This is a genomic window from Paenibacillus sp. FSL H7-0716, from assembly GCF_038002705.1.
GTDB lineage: Bacteria > Bacillota > Bacilli > Paenibacillales > Paenibacillaceae > Paenibacillus_AQ > Paenibacillus_AQ odorifer.
This window is the reverse complement of record NZ_JBBODA010000009.1, coordinates 1-23,571: the sequence shown is the minus strand read 5'-3', so window position 1 is coordinate 23,571 and position 23,571 is coordinate 1. Positions and strand designations below refer to the sequence as shown.

At 43.2% G+C, this 23,571-nt stretch carries 26 protein-coding genes and 1 tRNA gene; 7 read left to right on the top strand and 20 right to left on the bottom strand.

The features are described from left to right. The first annotated feature begins 110 nt into the window (after positions 1-110). Positions 111-863, top strand: coding sequence for an N-acetylmuramoyl-L-alanine amidase (locus MHH60_RS13920; protein ID WP_248549233.1), 753 nt, complete (start codon positions 111-113; stop codon positions 861-863). Here the strand turns inward: MHH60_RS13920 and MHH60_RS13915 are convergent. From MHH60_RS13915 to MHH60_RS13850, 14 genes are all read right to left on the bottom strand, one after another. Next, on the bottom strand, positions 850-1,710 hold the full coding sequence (locus MHH60_RS13915) for a divergent polysaccharide deacetylase family protein (RefSeq protein WP_076133573.1): 861 nt from the start codon (positions 1,708-1,710) through the stop codon (positions 850-852). The two genes, MHH60_RS13920 and MHH60_RS13915, sit on opposite strands and share 14 nt — an antisense overlap. Positions 1,711-1,815: 105 nt before the next feature. Further along, positions 1,816-2,901 carry a glycerol dehydrogenase gene (locus tag MHH60_RS13910; protein WP_076133574.1) on the bottom strand — a complete coding sequence of 362 codons (1,086 nt, stop codon included), beginning with the start codon at positions 2,899-2,901 and terminating at the stop codon, positions 1,816-1,818. Between the two features lie 82 nt (positions 2,902-2,983). Continuing rightward, positions 2,984-3,727, bottom strand: a complete 744-nt coding sequence (locus MHH60_RS13905; protein WP_076133575.1) for an SDR family oxidoreductase — start codon at positions 3,725-3,727, stop codon at positions 2,984-2,986. A gap of 531 nt (positions 3,728-4,258) precedes the next feature. After that, positions 4,259-4,849: a TetR family transcriptional regulator gene (locus tag MHH60_RS13900; RefSeq protein WP_076133576.1), complete on the bottom strand. Its 591-nt coding sequence runs from the start codon at positions 4,847-4,849 to the stop codon at positions 4,259-4,261. A gap of 455 nt (positions 4,850-5,304) precedes the next feature. Continuing rightward, entirely contained in the window at positions 5,305-6,234 is a 930-nt protein-coding gene (locus MHH60_RS13895) for an alpha/beta hydrolase (protein ID WP_076133577.1), read from the bottom strand. Positions 6,235-6,302: 68 nt separating this feature from the next. After that, a complete protein-coding gene (locus tag MHH60_RS13890; protein ID WP_076133578.1) occupies positions 6,303-6,710 on the bottom strand; it encodes a MerR family transcriptional regulator in 408 nt (135 codons plus the stop codon). Positions 6,711-6,895: 185 nt separating this feature from the next. Beyond that, complete coding sequence (locus tag MHH60_RS13885) at positions 6,896-7,321, bottom strand: DinB family protein (protein WP_076133579.1); 426 nt, start codon at positions 7,319-7,321, stop codon at positions 6,896-6,898. Positions 7,322-7,324: 3 nt separating this feature from the next. After that, on the bottom strand, positions 7,325-7,852 hold the full coding sequence (locus tag MHH60_RS13880; RefSeq protein ID WP_076133580.1) for a HugZ family pyridoxamine 5'-phosphate oxidase: 528 nt from the start codon (positions 7,850-7,852) through the stop codon (positions 7,325-7,327). Positions 7,853-7,896: 44 nt separating this feature from the next. Continuing rightward, positions 7,897-8,676 (bottom strand): ABC transporter ATP-binding protein, encoded by a 780-nt coding sequence (locus MHH60_RS13875; protein ID WP_076133581.1) that lies wholly within the window; start codon positions 8,674-8,676, stop codon positions 7,897-7,899. Between the two features lies 1 nt (position 8,677). Then, positions 8,678-9,667 (bottom strand): FecCD family ABC transporter permease, encoded by a 990-nt coding sequence (locus MHH60_RS13870; protein ID WP_076133582.1) that lies wholly within the window; start codon positions 9,665-9,667, stop codon positions 8,678-8,680. A gap of 16 nt (positions 9,668-9,683) precedes the next feature. Then, a complete protein-coding gene (locus MHH60_RS13865) occupies positions 9,684-10,721 on the bottom strand; it encodes an ABC transporter substrate-binding protein (protein ID WP_076133583.1) in 1,038 nt (345 codons plus the stop codon). Between the two features lie 292 nt (positions 10,722-11,013). Continuing rightward, a complete protein-coding gene (locus MHH60_RS13860; RefSeq protein WP_076133584.1) occupies positions 11,014-11,505 on the bottom strand; it encodes a GNAT family N-acetyltransferase in 492 nt (163 codons plus the stop codon). A gap of 25 nt (positions 11,506-11,530) precedes the next feature. Further along, entirely contained in the window at positions 11,531-12,232 is a 702-nt protein-coding gene (locus tag MHH60_RS13855; protein ID WP_076133585.1) for a hypothetical protein, read from the bottom strand. A 196-nt stretch (positions 12,233-12,428) separates the two neighbouring features. Beyond that, positions 12,429-12,800, bottom strand: a complete 372-nt coding sequence (locus MHH60_RS13850) for a hypothetical protein (RefSeq protein ID WP_076133586.1) — start codon at positions 12,798-12,800, stop codon at positions 12,429-12,431. A 166-nt stretch (positions 12,801-12,966) separates the two neighbouring features. Here MHH60_RS13850 and MHH60_RS13845 point away from each other — a divergent pair, with 166 nt between their 5' ends. Beyond that, positions 12,967-14,214, top strand: coding sequence for a S8 family peptidase (locus MHH60_RS13845; protein ID WP_076133587.1), 1,248 nt, complete (start codon positions 12,967-12,969; stop codon positions 14,212-14,214). Here the strand turns inward: MHH60_RS13845 and MHH60_RS13840 are convergent. Then, positions 14,206-15,015: a class I SAM-dependent methyltransferase gene (locus MHH60_RS13840; protein WP_076133588.1), complete on the bottom strand. Its 810-nt coding sequence runs from the start codon at positions 15,013-15,015 to the stop codon at positions 14,206-14,208. The genes MHH60_RS13845 and MHH60_RS13840 overlap by 9 nt on opposite strands. A 200-nt stretch (positions 15,016-15,215) precedes the next feature. Here MHH60_RS13840 and MHH60_RS13835 point away from each other — a divergent pair, with 200 nt between their 5' ends. From MHH60_RS13835 to MHH60_RS13825, 3 genes are read left to right on the top strand one after another with little or no spacing between them, the layout of a single operon-like run. Beyond that, positions 15,216-15,587: a GntR family transcriptional regulator gene (locus MHH60_RS13835; protein ID WP_076133589.1), complete on the top strand. Its 372-nt coding sequence runs from the start codon at positions 15,216-15,218 to the stop codon at positions 15,585-15,587. Beyond that, complete coding sequence (locus MHH60_RS13830; protein WP_076133590.1) at positions 15,584-16,474, top strand: ABC transporter ATP-binding protein; 891 nt, start codon at positions 15,584-15,586, stop codon at positions 16,472-16,474. The genes MHH60_RS13835 and MHH60_RS13830 overlap by 4 nt, the downstream gene beginning before the upstream one ends. Next, on the top strand, positions 16,474-17,157 hold the full coding sequence (locus MHH60_RS13825; RefSeq protein ID WP_076133591.1) for a hypothetical protein: 684 nt from the start codon (positions 16,474-16,476) through the stop codon (positions 17,155-17,157). Before MHH60_RS13830 ends, MHH60_RS13825 begins: the two co-directional genes overlap by 1 nt. Before the next feature lie 1,532 nt (positions 17,158-18,689). Here the strand turns inward: MHH60_RS13825 and MHH60_RS13820 are convergent. Next, a tRNA-Leu gene (locus tag MHH60_RS13820) sits at positions 18,690-18,773 on the bottom strand. 182 nt (positions 18,774-18,955) lie between these two features. On the opposite strand from MHH60_RS13820, the gene MHH60_RS13815 reads away from it, so the two are divergent. Then, on the top strand, positions 18,956-19,402 hold the full coding sequence (locus MHH60_RS13815) for a hypothetical protein (RefSeq protein ID WP_051491615.1): 447 nt from the start codon (positions 18,956-18,958) through the stop codon (positions 19,400-19,402). A gap of 97 nt (positions 19,403-19,499) precedes the next feature. Here MHH60_RS13815 and MHH60_RS13810 read toward each other — a convergent pair whose 3' ends face one another. The 3 genes from MHH60_RS13810 to MHH60_RS13800 form a co-directional block, all read right to left on the bottom strand. Continuing rightward, complete coding sequence (locus MHH60_RS13810; RefSeq protein ID WP_076133592.1) at positions 19,500-19,718, bottom strand: hypothetical protein; 219 nt, start codon at positions 19,716-19,718, stop codon at positions 19,500-19,502. A 115-nt stretch (positions 19,719-19,833) separates the two neighbouring features. Then, positions 19,834-20,151 carry a hypothetical protein gene (locus tag MHH60_RS13805; RefSeq protein WP_036689410.1) on the bottom strand — a complete coding sequence of 106 codons (318 nt, stop codon included), beginning with the start codon at positions 20,149-20,151 and terminating at the stop codon, positions 19,834-19,836. Between the two features lie 101 nt (positions 20,152-20,252). Beyond that, positions 20,253-20,825, bottom strand: a complete 573-nt coding sequence (locus MHH60_RS13800) for a xanthine phosphoribosyltransferase (RefSeq protein WP_038569895.1) — start codon at positions 20,823-20,825, stop codon at positions 20,253-20,255. A 196-nt stretch (positions 20,826-21,021) separates the two neighbouring features. On the opposite strand from MHH60_RS13800, the gene MHH60_RS13795 reads away from it, so the two are divergent. After that, complete coding sequence (locus MHH60_RS13795; RefSeq protein WP_076133593.1) at positions 21,022-22,143, top strand: YkvI family membrane protein; 1,122 nt, start codon at positions 21,022-21,024, stop codon at positions 22,141-22,143. Here MHH60_RS13795 and MHH60_RS13790 read toward each other — a convergent pair. Next, the coding region (locus tag MHH60_RS13790) for an ATP-binding protein (protein ID WP_445667984.1) at positions 22,130-23,571 on the bottom strand (1,442 nt) is incomplete at its 5' end. The genes MHH60_RS13795 and MHH60_RS13790 overlap by 14 nt on opposite strands.

Below are 23,571 nucleotides of genomic sequence, written 5' to 3'. Positions count from 1 at the left end.
GCATATATCTAAACTCTTGTCTCGAATTGTTCGAATAGGTTTACCTATTAAAGCACAATCTAACAAAGAATCTAGGGCACGAGGTTATTCACATGCAAGGAGGAGTTCATTTGAACAATGGGAGAAATAAAGCTTATTCCAAGACAGCAGCTGCAATATGTAGCTTGCGTATTACTTTAACCACAGTTGGACTTCTAATGCTGTTTATGGGGAGTGCATATGCTTCTGCAACTCCATCCAAACCCGTAGTGAATGATGAACGTCAGCATCTCTTAAGCCACGGTCACCGTATGATCTTAATTGACGCAGGACATGGGGGGATCGACGGAGGAACTTCCTACGGGAACATTCTTGAAAAGGATATTACATTAGATATCTCACGCCGATTATTTCTGCTGCTGCGCAGCGATGGATTTGACGTTGCCTTAAATCGTAATGGAGATTATGCACCAAGCGATGAGAACCGCTGGCTGCGCAGTAAATCCCGGCATCTGCGCGACCTTGCCCAGCGTAAAGAGCTGGCTGAGACATTACCAGCTACTGTAGTCGTCAGCATCCATGTTAACTGGGCACCTTCACCATCCAAGCATGGTCCGCTAGTATTATATCGCCAAGAAGGGCGCAGCTTTATCCTCGCCCAGACCATTCAGCAACAATTAAACAGTCTCTATAATATCCAGGCAGAGACAAGACCGGGTAAACCTTTTTATTTACTCAACAAAATAACCGCCACAACCGTAATTGTTGAGGCGGGTTTTGTAAGCAGTCCGACAGATCGCGAAAAGCTGTGCACCCCTAAAGGGCAACAAGAAATTGCTGAAGCAATTGCTGGCGGCATAGTAGCTTATCTTATGGAAGTGTAGGATTCGAGTTCCATTTCATTTCGTTTTTAACGAGATCAGAAATGCCTATAAATTCAACATCATCTTTTATTTGCTCAACACCGCTGCGGATGCCTGCGGCGGTTTCTTTTCCATATACACCAACATGACCAATGGTTACGCAGAATCGTTGATCCTTCGCCAGATTATTTACAAGACCCATTTGTTTCAGCACATGATTAGCTGTGTGTGTATCATCCAAAAAAATATGGTTCTCTACGCGCGGCAGTCCCATTCGATAAGCCATATTGCCAGCAACAGAGCGGTAGTTAGTCTTACTGTCCACAAAAAACAATCCCCGCTCTTTGCAGACGGCTAAAATCACACCCATAATCCGTTCGTCCCCGGTAATCTTAGAACCCATATGGTTGTTTATACCGATAGCATAAGGCACATTATCGAGCGCGGCCTCCACCTTTTGACGCACTTCTTCATCAGACATCTTAGCCAATATAGCTCCGGGTCCAAGCCATTTAGGATTACCCTGGCGGGGCTCCATCGGCAAATGGACCAGAACATCATCTCCGCGTTCATGCGCGCGTGTGGCATCCTTCACAGATGTAGGCAAAAAGGGCATAACCGCCACAGTAAGCTTTATTGGCAGCGAAAACATTTCATCTGTACCCTTCATGCCATTGCCGAAATCGTCAATAATAATTACGACCTTATTACGTTGAGATACCTTCTCTTCACTTGATGGGTTTGTAGGGTTGTCTTTGGACTCGGCAGCTGAAACAGACGGTGTCACGGGAGCGATTAAAGTAACCATTAGAGCAGCAACAGCAATCCAAATTAGTAAATAACGATTAAACTTTAGATTGTCCTTCATCAAGAGGAACGCCTCCTTCGTCTTAAACAATTGTTCTCATTGTTTGGTTCACGAAGGTTAAATATGTACGAGGTGGGTTCGCAATAATTTACAATCGGGCTTTTTCTACTGTCCCCGTGCGTCTGCGGCAAGAATTGCTTCCAGCACATCCACAGCTTGAACTTCAAAGGGCATATTCCAGATGGGGCTATCCTCAGTACAGCTTGCTTCAGCCACCATCATTAATTGATCAAAATCCTTACTGGTAATTCCAAGATCGTTGAGAGTAACGGGAAGGCCGATTTTTTTGCAGAAGCCAATCACCTGATCAACCTCTTCATATGGTGCTTTCTCCAGTACAAGCTGAACGATCGTAGCAAAAGCAACCTTTTCACCATGAAGAGTATTCCTGCATTCCTCATGCAGCGTCAATCCATTATGAATCGCATGCGCCGCAGCAAGTCCTCCACTTTCAAACCCAATGCCACTCAAGTAAATATTGGCTTCAATAATATGTTCCACCGCAGGAGAGGTGATGCCTTGCTTAACATCTTTTAATGCCGTTTCACCCTCTGCAAGAAGGGTATCCAGACAGGCACGAGCTAATGAAAGGGCTGCAATAGTGCTAGTCCCACCTGCGTGTGTAATAGCCCCAGATTCTCGACAAGCTCTTGCTTCATAAAAAGTGGACAAAGCGTCTCCCATTCCAGCAACAAGCAATCTTGCAGGAGCTTTAGCAATGATATCGACATCTACGATAACCAGATCGGGATTTCTTTTTAATGGAAGATAACAGTCAAAGTCTCCCTCATCCGTATACAACACAGATAAAGCACTGCAAGGTGCATCCGTTGAAGCCACTGTGGGTACAATAACTACCGGGAGGTTACTCATGTGGCTTACTGCTTTTGCCGTATCTAAGGTCTTGCCGCCGCCAATCCCTATAATGACTTCGGCATCCTTCAAGCCAAGTGCTGCAACCATCTCATTAACCTGATTACGGCTACACTCGCCCTTAAATTCACACATTACTAGCGGCATTTCGTTCATTTCAAAACTGTATGTGATCTCTTTTTTGTACACAGAGAAAATATAAGGATCAATAATGGCATAAGCTCTTGTCGCTCCAAGCTGCAAACAATAATCTCCCAGCTTACGAATTTCACCATGTCCTTGTATATATTTAGTCGGTGAGCAGATGATCTGCGTCATGGTTCACTCCTCCTTTTATTTACATTCATATTAGAAGGATTGACCACATTCAGCTATTAAAAAGATCCCTTTAACCACCAGCTTAAATGAATCCACCATTCACACGGATCGTTTGCCCTGTAACCCACTGTGATTCTTTACTGGCTAAGAACAACACAATGCTTGAGATATCCTCAGGCTCGCCTAAACGTCCAAAGGAATTCATATTCCCCACGGTCGCAATCTCTTCCGCTGATTTCCCTACGGTAAATAACTCCGTATTCACAGGTCCAGGTGAAACAGCATTGATAGTGATTCCTTTTCGTCCAAATTCTTTGGCCAGCTGACGAGTGATTTGTTCCACTGCTCCCTTAGTTCCTGCATAGACGCTGTAGGTCGGGAACATTTGACCCGTAACGGAAGTTGAAAAATTGATAATCCGTCCGTTGTCCTTCATATATTTAGCTGCTTGCTGGCATGCAAAAAAGGTACCTTTCACATTGATCGCAAACTGCTTGTCGAAATCCTCTTCCGTCATATTTAAGATCGGCTTCGTAATCATAATCCCGGCGTTGTTGACAAGAATATCGAGTTGTCCATAGGCTTCTAGTGTGGTTTGGAATAATTGTTCGAGTTCTGCCACTTGGCTGATGTCTGCCCGAATAGCGACGGCCTCTCCACCCTTTTGCTTAATACCGGTTACGACTTTCTCGGCTTTGTCGGGGTTACTCGAATAGTTAACGACCACCTTCGCACCCTGTTGTGCCAAGTTCTCCGCAATTTCCCGGCCCATGCCTCTCGATGCACCTGTTACTAATGCTACTTTTCCAGCTAAATTCTGGTTCATCATTACTCCTCCTATTACTTTGTCCTTCTTGTTGGTCTGATTATAAATCGATCGATTACAAATTACAAGTGACATTTTTTAATATTTGTCATTTGAATTCGTTTTGCACACGGGATTTATACCGCTCTTTCGCTACAAGTCGCTCAATTCTGACCAATCTACGGGATTTATACCGTTCATCTACTGCTAGTCGCTCAATTCAAACAGATCAACGGGATTTATACCGTTCATTTGCTGCAAATCGCTCGATTCAGCCTAATCTACGGGATTTATACCGTTCATCTGCTGCTAGACACTCGATTCAAACTAATCTACGGGATTTATACCGTTCATTTGCTGCAAATCGCTCGATTCTGATCAATCAATGGGATTTATACCGTTCATTTGCTGCAACTCGCACAATTCAGCCTAATCTACGGGATTTATACCGCTCATTTGCTGCAACTCGCACAATTCAGCCTAATCTACGGGATTTATACCCCTATAAGACACAAAAAAACCTCCTGAATATCAGAAGGTTTTAAGTAGCTGTTACAAAGAAATCCCGGAAAGAATCAAATCCCAAACGGAGGCGAAATCCTGATCAATCGTAGCCGACTGCCACTCTATAGCATGTGCTGGATGATGATACCGCGAAGTAGCATTAAAAATTGCTCTAGCCGTTACCATTGGTTCCACCACTCTATACTCTTTGGATTGTATGCCTTTTTCAATAATGCCTGCGATTTGCCCAATTAATTGATCTACATGTAGGGTAATCATATCCACCGCTTCTAAAGTTACAGCTGCGTACATAGCAAACATTTCGGCATCATCCACAGCATAGGTGCGTTTACTACGAATCAGCGTATCCATCCATAATCGGAGCTGCTCTTTGGCATGCCCATCAAAATGCTCTGAAATATTCTTTAAAGGCTCTGAAATATTATGCTGCAACCATCTTTCGGTTACTGCTTCTCGCAAAGCAGATTTACTGGAAAAATGTCTATAAAGCGTACCATGACTTACTTTAAGCACCTTCGCTACATCAACAACAGAAGTCTTGTCCGGGCCAAAACGCCGGAGCACTTGTTCAGCCGCATCCAAAATGTTCTCTTTTGATAATGGAAGATCATTCGACATATGTATTCCCCTCGCTCTATCTCTGGTGGTAATTATCATAGCATATCATGTTCAAAAACGAACTGACAATATTACCAGTTTGTCATTCGTTAAATCATTATCAGTATATACTCGCGCCCAATTATTAAACTAAGGCCCCAGTTTGGTTTCTAATTCTCCGTAGCCCCTGTTCTCCATGAATTCGGACTGAGGAGCCCTTATTTTCAAAAATCACCGTAATTCATCATGCTATCGGACTCCAATGCAGCTATTCTCCCAAATCCCCTCCTTTTTGGCGTTCTAATGTGCAAATAAGAGCTATGCAGTCCGAAAAGTTAGCCAAACACACTAAATTGAGCAAATAGCTGCAATACGGTCCGTTACGATGAAGAAGCCCAGTATCTAGCAATGCACCTTCTGCCAACCTAACGATTTCGCCAAAAAACCTCCTTAATCTCTCAAGGAGGTTGGGAATATCATCTGCTTTTTTGCTCAATCCGGTCTAGCCTCGTTCTAACAAACTTACCGACATTCGCGATCGCTTGCTGCGCCTCTGGCAGCATATAAGCTAAAAATTGAAAGACACTCCACATGTTCTCCCATATTTCCAGTCCTACATGAACATTCGCGGCTTGTGCTCGTTCAGCCAACCTCGTTGCATCGCTTAACAATACCTCGTGGTCGCCTACTTGAACAAGTAAATCAGGTAATCCCTGCAAATTCATCCTTAAGGGAGATAGTATAGGAGCTAGTTCTGTCCGAGCACCTAGATAAACATCAATTATTCGTCTATTTCCTTCTAAGCTGCCTGTTGGATCAAACTCCGCTCGACTCAGATACGATTCACCATCCAAATGGACAAGATCTGTATGCGGCGAGATTAAAAAAGCACCCGCCGGCAATTCCACACCCGCATCCCGTAAAGTAATCAACGTCATCAGCGCAAGGCTGGCTCCAACAGAATCCCCTCCAAGAACGACATTCCCGGCAGAATATCCATTCGCGAGCAGCCACAGATAAGCGTCTATACAATCTTCATTAGCAGCCGGATAAGTAAACTCTGGTGCCAAGCGATATTCAATGATTAGGATCTTTGTGCCACTAGCTTTTGCAATTCGTGTAACCAGATCCCGATAAAATTCACAAGTCCCCGAAATAAAACCCCCACCGTGGAAATAAAGGATCACTTCATCAGCGGGTGAAGCAGATTTCACAGGAATAATCCACTCTCCGCTAAAGGTTCCAATTATGACCCGCTCGACGATAACATCAGTAAGACTGGGCATGTTTGCAGCGGTCGCGGCCATCTCCTGCCGTATTTGCCCGATAGACTTGCTATCCAATCGGTTGCTTTGTCGCAAATAATCTTTGATCGCTGCAAGCTGCTCTATACTTGTCTTTTCCATATCGTTAATCCCTCCTACAATTCTTTTCAACTCAGATTGTAAAGTCTGTAGGAGACTACAAGGTCAAGTTAAGAATCCATTTTTAAAATTTCGAGCGTGGACTTTACGCCCGGGTGTTTATCTGTGGCTAACAAATTTTTTCTCAAATCTGCGAGGGCTGTTAGTTTTATTTCCTGTTTTGCAATTTCACCACGAACTCGATCCATTTTCTTATCCACAACAGTTACAAAATCATCTATGCTAATGCCGCTGCTTTCAGATTTAGTGAGTGCCTTCTTAATTTCCTTTAAAGTGAAACCACACAATTTAGCATTATGTATAAAAACAAGTCGGCTAAGCACCTCATCCGAATAAAGACGATAACCAGCTTTTGAACGTAAGGGAGTGCTAATTAATCCGAGCTCTTCATAATACCTTAACGTCTCCATATTCACATTCGCCATTTTAGCAATTTGGCCTCGCAAGTACTCTGGCATAATCAGCGCCCCCTTATAATCCCCTACATTATACCAAATCCAGAGGCAGCAGAGGACATCAAAGAAGCATCAAGGGACAGCAAAAGAACGTCAACAAGTAACTAAGCTCCCTTTTAAAAACTCCTTATTCACGCACAAAAAAAACGACATTTCTGCCGTTTTCTCATTAATCATTTCCCAATTCACTACACTTCACTTCGAACTGCATTTTTCTGTATAAGCGAAATCTGTCCGGCATGAATGCCTGTATGATACATAAGTCTGCCTATCGCTTCAAGCGGTGTAGATGTGCCAAAAGCCGACTCCACACTCACATGCCATGCTTCTTCCGGAAGCTCCTGCATCGCAGCAGTTAGATTCTCATTGGAAACAGCCAGCAGATCAACAAGTTCACTCAATGTAGAATATGCCGCCTTGTCGCCTTGAGGATTAGGTTTTCCAAAAAACCACTCTGCGAACATAAACTCAACCTCCGCATTATGCTGAATTAATCCCCCAATCGTAGAGTTCCCTAGCTTAAGGTTAAGATCTTCTTCCGGCAATGCCTTCACCATTTTATGAAATCGCTCTTGCACCGCTTGCCAGATTGGCAACACTGAAGTGAAAGTCATAGATTATTTGCTCCCTTGTACAGTGGCTTCTTCATCTTTTTTCTTGTCGATCACCACATGGTTGAACAGGTTCGCATCTACGTCGATGTCAAAGGCCAAGCCAAAACCAACAACATAACGCCCTTGGACAGGTGTCAATTCAAACAATGAAAAATCCAATCCACGCAGCAAATTCACCATTGCCACCCCATGATCAGCATTAAACAATTCAAAGATCTCCTCATGCCCGTCATTCCCGATATTGCTTGAAGTGCAATTCCACCGCACACGTTCCGTTGCAAATTTATTATTCGTCGCAGACTCATCTGCAATTAGAAGCGCATCTACAAACTCGTTGTTTTCCATATATCTGTAATGCTCGGCGATCTTACTAATGTAGATATACAGCTTGCCTTCATGCTTAACAAAAGGAGCATAGCTGATAAAAGGTTTTCCTTCGTCATCAATCAAGCTCAAAATCAGATTTTTACGATTCGCAATAAATTGCAAATAGTTTTCTTTATTTTTCTCAACATCTACAGGCTTCTTCATTATAAAATCCCTCCATTAATAGGTTATGTAATCTAGCCACGAATCTAGCGAACGGTACTTAGCAAATGAATACGAGGTTTCGTCTCTGTAGGAACATATTGAACTTCAGCATCCATTCGGTATATATCCCGGATCATATCGGTTGTCATAACTTCATTTGGTGTACCATACATCGCCTTTTCACCCGCCTGCACTACAACAATACTATCACTATAGGTAGAGGCTTGATTGAGGTCATGTAATACCATCACGACAGTCATTCCCATGTCTTGATTTAGCTCACGTACTAGCTCAAGAACTTCATGCTGATGCGAAATATCCAAGTAAGTGGTGGGTTCGTCAAGCAACATAACCAAAGGACGCTGCGCCAAGGCCATAGCAATCCAAGCACGCTGTGATTCACCACCGGATAACGAGGAAACTGCTCGATCCTTATAATCCTTTAAATGTGTCTTCTCCAGTGCCCAGTGGACAATGTCCATATCCTCATGATTTAATTTTTCGAACCATTTTTTATGTGGATACCTTCCATAGGAGACGAGATCAATCACGGTCATATCATTTGGTGCTTGGTTCTTCTGGCTCAGCATACACATTTTTCGAGCGACTTGTTTGGCAGTCATGGATTTTAGATCCGTACCATCGAGTGTGACCGCACCCGTATGATATGGAATTAGTCGTGATACCGCCTTAAGTAATGTAGATTTACCTGAGCCGTTCGGTCCTATAATCGAGACGATTTCACCCTTTTTTACGGAAAAAGAGAAGTTGTTAATAATGTTTTTCTGCTCATACCGAATCGAAATAGAGTCGACAGTAAACATGTTAGAACGCCTTCTTTCTCATCAGGTATAGAAAATAAGGTCCACCGATCACCGCCATAAGGATACCCGCAGGAATATCTAAAGGTGCAAATAAGGTACGTCCACCTGTATCTGCTATCAACAATACCAATGCACCAAGTCCCATACTCATCGGCAAAAGAAATTTATAGTCTGAACCCACCAACAATCGAGCCATATGTGGCACAACAAGCCCTACAAAGCCAATCATCCCAATAGCTGCTACAGAGATAGCCGCTAGAAATACTGCCAGCAAGGAAAGTAGAATACGAATTCGGTCCACATTTTCACCTAAATTCGAAGCTACCTGATCCCCTAAACGTATAATATTCGCCTTGCGGATCGCGAAAAAGGATAAGATCCAGCCTGCTATGGCATACGGGAAAACCATCATCAAGGCATTGTTCCCTTTAGCAGCCAGACTGCCGTTTAACCATTGGACCGCTGCCGGAAGTCTGTCACTGTACATGATGGTCAGGAGTCCTATTAATCCCCCGCAAAGAGCATTCACAGCAACTCCTGATAAAATAATAGTGATGGGCGAAATGCCGGTTCTTCTCCACGCTAATGCATATACAATCCCTGCAGCGATTAGTCCACCCACAAAAGCCGCAATTGGAATGAACTCCGTATATTGTGGGGCTGCAAGCATAATGACAAGCACACATGCAGCTGCTCCACTCGTTACACCGGTCAACCCTGGATCAGCAAGTGGGTTGCCCATCACGGCTTGCAGAAGAGCACCCGAAACCGCGATATTTGCCCCAATGATCATCGCCAGTAATACACGCGGCAAACGAATATCCCATATGATGGTCGCATTCACCGCTTTTGCCGCTGAACCAAAGATCGTGCTTAGGATGTCTGGTATAGAAATGTATACTGAGCCTAGTCCAATCGCAATTATAGCGGCAACGAACGCAAGTGCTAACGTTACAATAACAATAATTCTGCTACGAGATGTATTTATCACTTGCTGTCTCCTTTAATTATTCATAGAAGTATTTTGCAATTTCCGTTAAGGCTGTTTCCGCGTTAATAATCGAAGTGACACCGAAAACGCTGTAATCTAGAATGTTGATTTTGTTATTTGCATAAGCCGAGAGCTTTGTCCAAGTTTCATTTTTCTCTATTTCTTTTTTGAACTTATCCTCTGTCGCTCCGTGGTCGCCTGAAGCGAGTACGAGAATGATGTCTGGATCAGCGGCTACAATGTTCTCCATATTGATAGGTGAGTAAGTGTCAGTAACTTGCAATACAGAAGTTGCGATGTTATCAGCACCAAGCTTTTTAACCAAGCTACCTAAATAAGATTTCTCACTCATGACCATAAAGGAATCTGCGGTTCCGATTACGAGCAGCACGCTTGGCAGTTCTTTGCCTTCTGCTAATTGACTCAGCTCATTTTCTTTGTCCAAAATCTTAGTTAAAGCAGCATTCATTTCATCTTTTTTATTAAAATAAGTGCCTAATACTTTGAGGCTAAGCTTTAGATCCTCGAATGATTCTGTTCTCAAATATGCTTTTTGTAGGTCGATTCCTTCTAGCGATTTGTCTAACGTGCTGCGAAGTGATTCCGCTCCCAGCAGCAAGTCCGGTTCGAGTTTGGTTACTACTTCCAGATCCGGCGCCATAGGTGATCCAATACGATCAATTGTTTCGAAATCAGCAGGGATTGGATTCGTTGAAGTTGGTACACCTACCGGAGTTATGCCGAGCAAATAAAGCATTTCTGTTAACGGTACAGAAGTTGTTACAATACGCTCCGGTGCTGTGGCAGGGAATTGGCTTAAGGCTTCGTTGAACAACGTTTCATCCACACCATCATTCTCCAGACTGTACACCTTGCCGGCTGCTTCCGATGTATTCGCTACTTCTGTTGTATTTGCCGCATTTGCTTCTTTAGATTCATTAGCAGTTGTATTCGTTACTGCTTCATTTTTTGGATTGTCCGCTGTATTTGTAGACGAACATGCAGTCATTGCCGTAAGCACTGCAATAACCAGGAGTACTAATAATTTTTTCAAAATCCATCCCTCCAAATATGTATATTTATACGTTTCATGTAGTGATAATGATTTTCATTTTCACTCATCGATTCCTATGATAATCGTTATCAATAAGAAGTGTCAAGAATTTTATTTTAATTTTAAATAAGAAGGATTTTCCTTATTGTCCGTTGAAGCCAACTAGCATTTCTAATAAAAAAGCCACGCCCTATGGGCGTGACTTCAAATAGTGGTGTATGAGATCCAAGCGTTAGTCAGTAGCTCCCGTATTTAAAACCCCATAATGAATAAGGTCTACAAACTCATTTTCTTAATAAATATGCTGTAACAAAACGCCTTCTTTCAGCATGCCAGATTTTTGCATAACCCGTCCCGAACCAGGATTTGTAGCAAAGAATCTGGCATACACTTTGTGATAATGTTTTTCTGTAAAAGCAAAATTAATGACCGCTTTTGTTGCTTCTGTAGCATATCCATTACCCCAGTGTTCCTCACCTATCCAATATCCAAGCTCGCCGTTTCTGTGTGTCCGGTTATTTCTCAGTCCTATAGCACCATACAGCTCGTTTGTATTTTTATCAGTAATAGCGAATTCATATGAATTATCATTATTGAACTCATCTTCATGTGTTTCAATCCATGATAACGCACATTCAACGGGGTATGGATAAGGTAAAGTTAATGTACTTTTGTAAACATTATAATTATTGCAGAGCTCACTGACACGCTGTGCATCAGACAATGCAAAAGGTCTTAAAATCAATCTTTCAGTAGTAATTGTTCTCTTCTCTGGATTGTACAATGGTATCCCCCCATTAAACTAAATATTATAAAACAAATACAAGCCAGATAAACAGAAAACTTGGCCACCACTGCTTACCCGCTTTCACAAACAGCCAGCCAAACACCAATGAAAAAGCAGTAATATACAAGCCGCTTTGCAGACCATGTGTCAAATGACCTAATCCCCAAGTCAGCATTAAACCTATTCCGCCATAAGGAAGAGAAGGATTCTTAAACCATACTTCTCCTGCACGCTGCATTAGCGCAACCAATAGTACAACTAGGACAGCTTCCACAATGTAATATATGTTTTGAACCAAGGCAACCCATATGCCCATAAAACCATGTTCTAACTTAAAGTTTTCATATTCTCTATAAATCTGTGGAATGCTCTCCCCATTAATCCAAAATTCCAGCACTGCGAACAAAAAACTTGATATAAAAGCTACAATTAACAAAGGAATGACCTTAGAGCTCCAACGCAAAGATATAACCTGTTCAATCAACTTCCTCTTCCTGAACCAAAGTAGAAACATCATAGCTCCAACTGTCCACAATAGGGTGACTATGCTCCAATGAACAACTAGTACGTACCAAGGGCTGACAAAAAAGTCATCTATATTAAACAAATCCCCCCATAACCATTGATCTAATCCCATGATGAACATATCCATTCCTAACATTAAAAACACAAGCAGTCCTAATAAAAAATATTGAATACCTGATATATTCCCTTTTTGTTTCATGAAACCTCTCACCCGCCTTATATATTGTCCATTTTTGTACTATATTCCCAAAATTATGATGCTGAAAGTATGGCATCCCCTCAATCTGTTTGTCTGTAACAAATTACTCACTTGAATCAAAGTTAGAAAAATAAAAAAAACAGCACGCATCGATATAAAATCGACACATGCTGTTTACTATCAGGACTTGTCCAAACTAGAATCTAGCCACAAAAAATTCGCGGTCTGCGGGAACGTTAAAACTTCTTATAGTAGCTCCACTCTCATCTCTCAAAGTGAGAAGATAAGGTACCGATGTTAAGGTACTAATTGTTGGGAATCTAACTACACCAAATTCGTCAAAATCAGCAGTTACTGTTGTAGTCCCAGCTCTTAATGAAGCTGTCCACCCCGTAGTATCTTTAGGTGTACCCGTTGCATTTGTACCAATAGCAACAACAATAAATCTATCCAGGGTCTGTCTAATTCTCCGTTTCTTTCTCGTAGGAGCTGCTTTCGCTTTTTTAGCCGCGAGAACTTTGCTAGCCATAACTGCTTTCTTGTTAACTGGTTTCTTAATCATTGCCATTTACTTCACCACTTTCTTTTTAGGATACGTTAGTAAATGCAAGAATCGTAAGGTTTGACCTCTCTTTCACCTACAAATCTGAAAATATGTTAAATCCTAGTTTCATAGTTTCGTGTCCACTAGCTCTGCAGTGCATATAATACCTTCAAGAGGTGATTCATTACTAATGAACGGTCAAAAATGGCTAGAGAAATATCATTCGAAAATGCACCATTCCTTGAGAAAAAGAGTTCAACGTTCCTATCTTCCAGGACATAAAGCGAATACCATTCCCGTTATCATTAAATTCAAACAAAAAATAACTACAGCCCAGCTACAGTCTTTACAAAACCATTTAAAATCCCACGACCTTCCGATCAGACATCATCTTCACCTGCTTAATTCGATATCATCCAAAGTTTCAAAAAGCTGCTTGAACCGGATGTGCCGCTGGGATGGAATCGAGAAAATTTATTTGGATCAAGTCAAAAAAACATCCCTTAATATAGCCACACCATCCATTGGTTCTACAACCGCTCAAAAGAAAAAGGGGCTTACCGGAAAAGGAATAAACATTGCGATTCTTGATACAGGGGTGTATCGGCACCCTGACCTGTTTCGCCCTGTTAACCGTATAGTTGCTTTTAAAGATTTTATCAATCATAGAAAACAGCCCTATGACGATAACGGCCATGGAACTCATATCGCAGGGGATGCAGCAGGCAACGGATGGATGAGTAAAGGAAAATACAAAAGCCCTGCTCCAGAGGCAGGGATAGTAGGTGTCAAAGTATTAGATAAAAATGGCGATGGATATGACTCTACAATCATTAAAGGAATTGAATGGTGTATTACGAATCGGAGAAGACTTAATCTTCGTATTCTTTCGATGTCATTTGGGGGTAAGGTGAATCTTCCTTGTTCAGATGATCCACTCTGCCAAGCTGTAGAAAAAGCAATTAAAGCCGGACTGAACGTTGTAATAGCAGCTGGAAACAGCGGACCGGGACGCAGTACGATCGAATCACCAGGAATTAGTCCTTCAGCAATTACTGTCGGTGCAGTGGATGACCGTCGCACGCTCACGCAAGCGGACGACCGAATCACTTGGTTCTCCAGTCGTGGACCCGCACCGGGAGGAAGGAAGAAACCAGATCTCGTTGCTCCAGGCGAGACGATCATCTCCCTTCGTGCTCCACGATCCAAGCTGGATCGCGAGCTTCCTTATTTGCGGATAGCTAAAGATTACTTTGTGCTGTCCGGTACCAGTGTCTCAACACCTATCGTCTCAGGAGTGGTCGCGCAATTACTCCAGAAGAACCCTTCTCTTACGCCTAAGCAAGTAAAATCCATACTAAAAAAGAACACGTTTCGCCTTAAACTAAGTCCTAACACAGCAGGATGCGGTGAGATCAATGCGCGGTTTCTATCGTAAATCCGCTTCTTTTTTAAAGGCAGTAATGACGGAAACCGACAATTCCTCTGTAAATATACCTGTAGGCTCTATTTCTAATAAAGCTGATTTCAAATCATCTTCAAAACATTCTAAGTTACCTCTAAATAATCGCTTAGAAGCATAAGACGTAGAATACAAATTTCCTAGTATTGAATCAACAGTCCATGTGATGGAATAACTCGGTAATACCCGTCTTTCAACGTCTTTAAAACTGGATCGCTTTACAACATCCTCATGTCTTTCTTGGGGATGTTTATATGTACCTTTTCCGGCTATTCTTTCGTCACCCAACCAGCGTTTCACTACTTCCTCTACCTTTTGTTGCCAAGGTAACGGTTCTTGTTGTTCATTAAAAGTATCAATTACAGCAATACCGCCGTTATCATCTAAACTATGATAGAGAATTTCAAGAATGGATTCTCGGTCCATCCAGTGAAACGCCTTAGCCATCATAATTAGACGAAAGGAACCCCAGTTATTGGATAGTTCTTCCCCTCTACCCTGTTGCCAGCTAACATTCTCAACCCTGTTGTACTGTGATAACAGCTTTGCTTCATCTAGCATCTCTAGTTCAGTATCTACGCCAATGATTTCTTCGAACCAATCCGCGAACCTTAGCGCTAACTGCCCAGTACCACACCCTAAGTCTAGCAACCGGCCTTCTCCGTGAAGTGAGAATTTGTCCACTAGATATCGAATCAGTGAGGACGGATATAGCGGGCGATATCTGGTGTAATAGCTTGCAGTATCTTTGAACAGATCCGGTCCATAATCATTCATAGCTGAACTCCCCCTTCTTTTTTACCAAGGACAAAATCATAGCAGATATGTTATGCAAATAAAAGGCTATCCAGAGCATTCCGGACAGCCTTTTATTTATGTGGATATAGCCCAAAATAACTAAAAATATTGACAATTAACTTCGTTGCATATATGGTTAATTACATAACTAACTAACCAATGAAGTTGGCGGTGAATACATGGGAAACTTAATGGATGATACACGACCGATATTTATGCAGATCGCCGAACAAATAGAAAATGACATCATCGAAGAAGCACTGCTGGAGGAATCACAAGTTCCTTCGACAAATCAGTTTGCTGTTTTCTACCAGATCAATCCGGCTACAGCTGCGAAAGGTGTGAATTTGCTTGTGGATCAAGGGATATTGTACAAAAAACGAGGAATCGGTATGTTTGTAGCTTCTGGAGCGCGTACAGTATTGATGGAGAAGAGAAAAGAACAATTTTATGAACAGTATGTAGTAACCATGATCCGTGAAGCTGAAAAATTAGGAATTACGTTGGATCAATTAACGATTATGATTCAGAGGGGAGACAACAAGTCATGAATGAAGTTGTTGAAATCAAAGGATTAACTAAGTCATACGGAAATGTCACTGCCATCCATGAACTCAGTTTTTCTTTGGAGAAAAACAAGATATACGGGCTTCTCGGCAGAAACGGTGCAGGAAAAACCACAATAATGCATATGATCACAGCTCAGCTTTTCCCCACAAGTGGTGTCCTGAACGTATTTGGTGAACATCCATACGAGAATAACCGGGTTCTCAGGCAGATTTGCTTCATTAAGGAAAGCCAAAGGTATCCGGACACGTACCGAATCATCGATGTACTGGAGGTATCCGAATTATTTTTTCCAAACTTTGATCGGGAATATGCTCACTCTTTAATCAAGGATTTCAATCTGCCCTTAAAAAGAAGAATAAAAAAGCTATCCCGAGGTATGCTCTCGGCTGTAGGAATTGTAGTAGGTCTAGCCAGCCGTGCTCCGCTTACCATTTTTGACGAACCCTATTTAGGACTTGATGCTGTAGCTAGAAGCCTGTTTTACGATCGCCTAATTGAAGATTATGCTGAAAATCCACGCACAGTTGTTTTGTCCACCCATTTGATCGATGAGGTAAGTCAGCTTTTAGAGCATGTTATCGTCATCGACAACGGCAAGCTAATAATTAACGAAGATGCTGAAACCCTTCGCGGGCAAGCTGTTACGGTAATCGGTGCGACAGCGAAGATCGAAGATTTTATCGACGGCAAACAAGTCATCTCCCGCGAGTCTTTTGGCGGTTTGCTTACGGCCACCATTTTCGGTTTCAACGCGAATGATCAAGCACATGCTGAAAAGTTAGGCTTAGAAATCTCACCTGTATCTTTACAGCAATTAATCATTCATCTCACAAATAAAAAATCTCTAGGAAAGGAAGTGACCGTGTAATGAATCCTACGGCAGGCATGATAAAAATGCATTTTAGAGATAAGTGGTTATGGTTGTATATGCCTTGGGTGATCTTGTTATCCAGCTTCTTGGTAAATGTCATCGTCGCTTCTTTCATCCAAGAACCAATCTATACCGGCGGTCTCGTCTCTATCTTCATTTATATGTTAATCACCGGTATACTCATTTTGGTGCAGACCTTCCCTTTTGCTCTGGGCTTAAGCCAACGAAGAACGGATTATTTCATAGGCACTTCCTTAATGGCTATTATAACTAGCACCACCTACTCAATTCTCCTCTACCTGCTCGCAATCATTGAAAGCAAGCTTACGGGTGGCTGGGGTTTGGAACTACATTATTTTCATTTGCCCTTTTTAAATGATGGTAATGCCATGGAACAGCTGTGGATGTATTTTGTGCTCTTTCTTAATATGTTTTTTCTGGGGCTAATGATATCCAGCATCTTCCGGAGATTTGGCCGAAGCGGTTTGTTCATTTTCTCAGGGGTTACGTTTATCCTGTGCAGTCTCGGTGTATTGTTAATGACCTATAATCAGTGGTGGGTAGACCTCTTCAACTGGTTTTCTGGATATACCGCATTTGAACTTGCCTTGTGGTCCATGCCTTTGACAGTCGTGTACGCTCTTTTATCGTTTTTGATGCTGCGTAGAGCAACAGTGTAATTCATTATCCTATAAAAAACAGGTGTGTCCCAATAGCCATACAATGGTTGCTGGGTGCACCTGTTTTCTTTCGTTGCTTAGACTTTGATCTAGACAACAAACTTTATTGGATTCGAGCATAGTTGCGTGTGCGATGGTGCTATCGGATTCTGCGGGGCGAGTAGCTTAGAAGCAAACACAGTGTCGCTATTGCAGATAGCGAAGGTCCAAAACATAGATTAGTATTTCGCTAAACTTCGCGTGCGAAGACACTATCGGACTCAACTGACCTTTTTCGTGGCTTAAAGCACATTTGGATTTTATCGAGCCAGCTGACTTTATTCGTAGCAGTAGAGCACATTTAGATTTCTATCGGGCCAGCTGACCTTATCCGTGGTTTTAGAGCACATTTGGATTCTATCGGACCCAGCTGACCTTATTCGTGTCTTTAGAGCACATTTGGGTTCCTATCGGACCCCACAGTCGCTATTGGTATAAAAAACGCCGAATTCGTTCCTTTTTCCATGCAATAGCTGCACTGGGGTCCGAAACTATGCTCAAAAAGCGATAAATGAGCAAATAGCTTCATCTGAGTCCGTTGGCCTCAGGTGATGATGACTCGGTGGTACGAGTAGCATAGAAGCAAAATACAAATTAGTTTTTATCCAATCTGCGCGTGGAGAGACGCTACCGGACTCCGCTGACCTTATTTGTAGCATTCGAGCACATTTAGATTTCTATCGGGCCAACTGACTTTATTCGCAGCTTAGAGCACATTTAGATTTCTATCGGACCCAGCTGACCTTATTCGTGGCTTTAGAGCACATTTGGGTTCCTATCGGACCCCACAGTCGCTATTGGTATAAAAAACGCCGAATTCGTTCCTTTTTCCACGCAATAGCTGCACTGGGGTCCGATACTATGCTCAAAAAGCGATAAATGAGCAAATAGCTTCATCTGAGTCCGTTAGCCTCAGGTGATGATGATGACTACACAGGGCGAGTAACGTAGAGGTAAAACACTAATTAGTATTTCCCCAATCTGCGCGTGGAAAGACGCTATCGGACTCCGCTGACCTTATTCGTAGCATTCAAGCACATTTAGATTTCTATCGGGCCAACTGACCTTATTCGTAGCATTAGAGCACATTTAGATTTCTACCGGGCCAGCTGACCTTATTCGTGGCTTTAGAGTACATTTAGATTTTATCGAGCCAGCTGACCTTATTCATGGTTTTAGAGCACATTTGGATTCTATCGGACACCACTGACCTTATTCGTAGCATTAGAGCAAATTCGGATTTTCATCGGACCCCACAGTCGCTATTGGTATAAAAAATGCCGAATTCGTTCCTTTTTCCACGCAATAGCTGCACTGGAGTCCGAAACTATGCTCAAAAAGCGATAAATGAGCAAATAGCTTCATCTGAGTCCGTAAGCCTCAGGAGATGTTTCTTAAAGATTTCTTTCGCTTAAGCACTACCGTCTGCTGAAAAACATGAAAAAAGGATTATAAAACTGCTGCTAGAGCAGTTCTATAATCCTTCTTAGCTATGCGGTCAAGAGGACTCGAACCTCCACGATATTGCTACCACTGGCACCTGAAGCCAGCGCGTCTGCCAATTCCGCCATGACCGCGTATTATAATGACTCGCTTATTGCGGTCACAAGATAGATCATACCACGCTGAGAATCCAACGTCAATATATTTTCGCCGTTTTCTTATCATCCATTAATTTATGGATAATTATTGCTTTTGTTGGCCAATATAAGGTATAATGAGAACAAAAGTTCGCATAATATAAATGAGGTGATTTATAATGGCGACTACAAAGCTAAACACATCCATTATTGATGAAGAAGTAACTAAAGAAGAACTGTCCCTGGTCAGAAGCTATTTGCTGCTAACGTTTATTCATAAAGTTTTCGAACGTGACTGCCGTGTAATCAGTAGAAGCGGCCTGTTTAAGACCCCTCAGCTATATATGGAGCTCGTATCTGGTGCCACAAAGAAGACGTCACTAATGCTTCAAGAGGTTACGCGCGAGCTGAGCTCCCATGATTTGAAGATTACTACCGTTCGCCAAGATCAGCGAGGAGTCGAAGCATTATATTCCTGCAGAGGATTTCAAGGAGAGATGAATATATTATGGCCAGGCTTCCGTCGAGAAATGATGTTGCGCATGCGCGCGTATCTCGGACTGTCCACAGAACTCTCCATACTCTCCAGAGAAGAGAATGCGTCTGAACTAGCTCTAACTATATAATCCCCAAATGACATTACAGAAACAGCTCCCGCCCAGTAGGGCGAGGAGCTGTTTTGTATTATGAAGATTATTACTGCGGAAATTATTACTGTGAAGATTATATATTATCCGGATCTTGTCTTGGTTCACTAAATGGCTGGAATATATAATTGCGATCCAGCTTCACTACTCGTCTATTCTGACGACGTATCATCACCTGAGAATCATCCCAAGCAAGAACTATCCCTTTAACATCGTTACTTTCCAAGCCATCGCGCACTACACGAATTTTCTCACCGGAAATCCGGTAGGCATCCAATTCCTCATCGCTAATCATCATTAATCCCTCCTGTCATAGCTTGTCCTATTTAGTCTCAGAAAAAAGACCCAAATGATAAATCATCTGGGTCTCATGTAGGCAATTAACGACTTGCATGTCTACTAAAGCATTCTTATATCAGCGCTTCATTCTTCTCAAACCAGAAGTCAAGAACTTTAGCGGACATCACACGTTGCTCCAGATACTCCACTTGGTTAGTTGTGAATTTCTCCCTCCACGGGAAGGATAACTCTTCGCACAAACCTTTGATTGTCAGAAGCTCTGACCAGGCTACATAGCGTTTGTACCAAAAAAACTGAGGATGTTCAATCATATAGGGATACAGATCGTCGAATTCCGTGTGTTTGCAATCCAGCGCACGCTCGAAATGATCCTTGGCCTCGGTTAATTTATCAATAAAAAATTGTTCAGTCACCGGTTCTTTCCCCATTGTGACGCCTCCTCCCTATGTCTAATATTTATTATAAAGGAAAATCCATAGGGTGAAAAGCAGTTGTTTAAAAAATAGGCCTGTTCTTATTGCCAATTAGGTTATTCCCCAAATTCGATGGTGCCTCCATTTAGAGAGGTAATTCTTACGAGTGACTCCAGACGGATGCCTTGCTCTCTGATCGTCCGAGCCCCTGCCTGAAAGCTTTTTTCTACTACAACACCAAGACCAACTAGCTCAGCGCCAGAACGTTGAATGATCTTAATCAATCCACGCGCCGCATCACCATTGGCAATAATATCATCAATAAAGAGGATTTTATCCTCTGGAGAGATGAACTGGCGAGACAACATAATATCGGTAACGATTCCTTTTGTAAAGGATGGAACTCTTTCGCAAAGCGCATCCGGATCAGCTAACAGAGTTTTTTTGCGGCGTGCAAAAACTAGCGGCACCTTTAATTCATACGCGGTGGCAAATGCCACGGCAATGCCCGAGGATTCAACGGTCACAATACGAGTAATTCCTGAATCCGCAAACCTCCCGGCAAACTCCCGTCCCATTTCCATCGTAAGCTGTGGATCAACCTGATGATTTAGCAGTGCATCCAGCTTCAGCACCTCATCCGAAACGACGACACCTTCTTCCAAAATCCGCTGTTTCAACACTTCCATGACTTTGAACCTCCAATACCCTTTATAATCGCAGACATTCCGTACAAATTAATCACTGATCATAAAGCAATTACGACGGAAGTCATGTCCTACTGATCCTCATCATAACCTGTACTATACAGAGTACACAAGGTTATCCTGCATAGCACTCGTTATGAATTTTCTTTAGCTTCGTAAAACTATTAGGAGGGGAGCCATGAAATCACATGTCCGAACATTACAGATCGCTTTCACTTATATTGGCACCATTGTAGGAGCCGGATTCGCCACCGGACAGGAAATATTAAAATTTTTCACACGTTACGGGCACTGGGCAGTCCTGACCATCCTGCTCTCAACTATATTGTTCATATGGCTGGGTACAAAAATGATGGTCATTGCTCGGCGAATAGAAGCGGAATCCTATGAAGACTTTAACCGTCACCTCTTTGGGGAACAGGTTGGAAGCACCATCAGTTTGTTCACGATGGTCGTCCTGATCGGTGTAAACAGTATTATGCTTGCAGGAGCCGGCGCTATTTTTCAGGAGCATCTCGGACTTCATTATCAGACTGGACTACTTATCACATTGCTTGGTTCATACTTTCTGCTAAAACGAGGGATTTCCGGTATTCTGCAAATGAACAGTATTGTAGTTCCTTTAATGCTTACTCTGTCACTCATCATTATTTTTAATACTTTTCAAATTCCGGGAGCTGGACGGTTCCTGTTCCTTGATAACGATCGCTCTCTCTTTGGTGCATGGATGTCACCGCTGCTCTACACCGCCTTTAATTTAGGGATGGCACAAGCTGTTTTAGTCCCTATGGCTCGTCACACAGAGGAAGAAAAGTCCCTTGTATGGGGCGGTATTATTGGGGGTACCGGGATTGGTTTTATGTTGATCGCCGCACATTTCGCAATGAGCTCACAGATGCCAGGGATTCTCAAGTTTGAAATTCCGATGGGCAGCATCGCCGTCCGGTTGGGTACTGTAGTGCAAACTATATATCTGCTGCTGATCTTTTTGGAGATCTTCAGCACTTTTGTCGCCGATATTTATGGAGTAGCTGTACAGCTTAAGCAACGGCTTCCCCTATCAACTGCACTAATCACGCCACTTCTGATGCTGGTCTGCTATTTACTGAGCCAGTTTGGCTTTAGTTCACTGCTCTCCGTGTTCTACCCAATCTTTGGAGGTTTATCACTGGTCTGGGCTGTCAAGCTGCTGCGAACGCCATGGTCCTCTCCACCAGGAGATAATACCTTATCGAACTCAAAGGAGAAGGGGAACAGTCTCGTATCTGTAAAACCAATCACCCGAACTACACGGAAATAACCGCTGCTGTAGGAATCATACGTGCTGCCGCTTCCGCCACATGCTTGTGACAGGTCATCATCACAATCTGGCGGGAGATCGACAGTTCTCCAAGAAGTCCAAGCGCAGCATGAAGACGAGACTCGTCAAAGTTAACGAAGAGATCATCGAATAACAGCGGCAGCGATACTTGCCGTGACATGGTCTCTGCCAGTGCCAGCCGGATGGCAAGATACAGCTGTTCTGCCGTCCCTCGGCTGAGCAGTCCACTGTCCAGTAGTCCCCCGTCCTTGTGTTCAGCTTTCAGCTCTTTATGCCCTAGTGTCATAACAACCCTTTTATATTCCCCTTCCGTCAGCTTGGAGAAATAGTCTGAGGCAAGCAGTAATACCTGTGGCTGCTTCTCCTGCTCATACACACGGCGAGTTCGCCCGATTAGTTCGGCAGTTATCGCTGCCACTGCATATTTATCAGCCACGATCCGCAAGGCTGCTCTCTGCTCTTCCAGTTGCTGAATAACGGAATCCTCCACGCAGCGCTCCTTCAGATACTCCCTTTCCTGAAGCAGCTTGCCTCGTTGCTCCAGCAGGGTGTTCCAACCCTCTTCCTGCTGTTCCATCAACTCTTCAGCCAATGACCGCTCCAGCTGCAATGCTTCTGCATCATGATGATTTAATAGTTCCAGCAGAGCAGCAACCCGCATCTCCTCCCAACCACCGAACATAGCAAGCTCCCACTGGCGAATCGATTTATTCAGATCACTGCGCCGCTGCACAGCTGCTGACCTGCGTAAGAAATCCTCTCCACCACTCGCCCCGCCTTCCTGTATCAGAAGCTCACGCTGTTCTCTCAGCTCACCTAATATCCTGTGGCTCTCCTTAAGTTCTTCATCCACATCCTGCAATCTTGACTGCATAGTTTCCCGGCGAATCAAGTCCTTTTTCAGATCATCCCATGCTCTTTTTCGCAGTTCCAGCCAGCTTAGTAGGGTTAATGCAGATACTCGTTTCCCCTCTTGCGGATCTATTTCAAAGCCAGCTGCTGCTACACCAGACTCGTCGCTAAGATCAGCACCGGACTCATAAATAAGAGCAAGCAGCTCCTCCTCAAACACGTTACATTCTGCTTCCAGCTCCTTCAATCGTAAGGAAAGTTTATTCTCTTGGCGCAGCAGCTCATTCCCTTGTTCAACCATAGCAAAAATATCCGGCAGCCCTTCAGGAGATAATCCTTCTGGCAGCCTGCGTTGGCGAAGCCATTCTTCATATTGCTCTGCAGTTTCCGTGAATGCCGCCTCCGCCCGGTACATTTCTTCAGCGAGCAGCTTCTCTTGGCCTGCCAGCGTCTCCAGCTCCGTGCGGCAGGCATCACGCTCGGCGGCATAGCGTTCGATGCGCTGCCGCCAAGCTGACCAAGCCTCCATGAGTCTGCGAAGCTCCCTCATAGAGG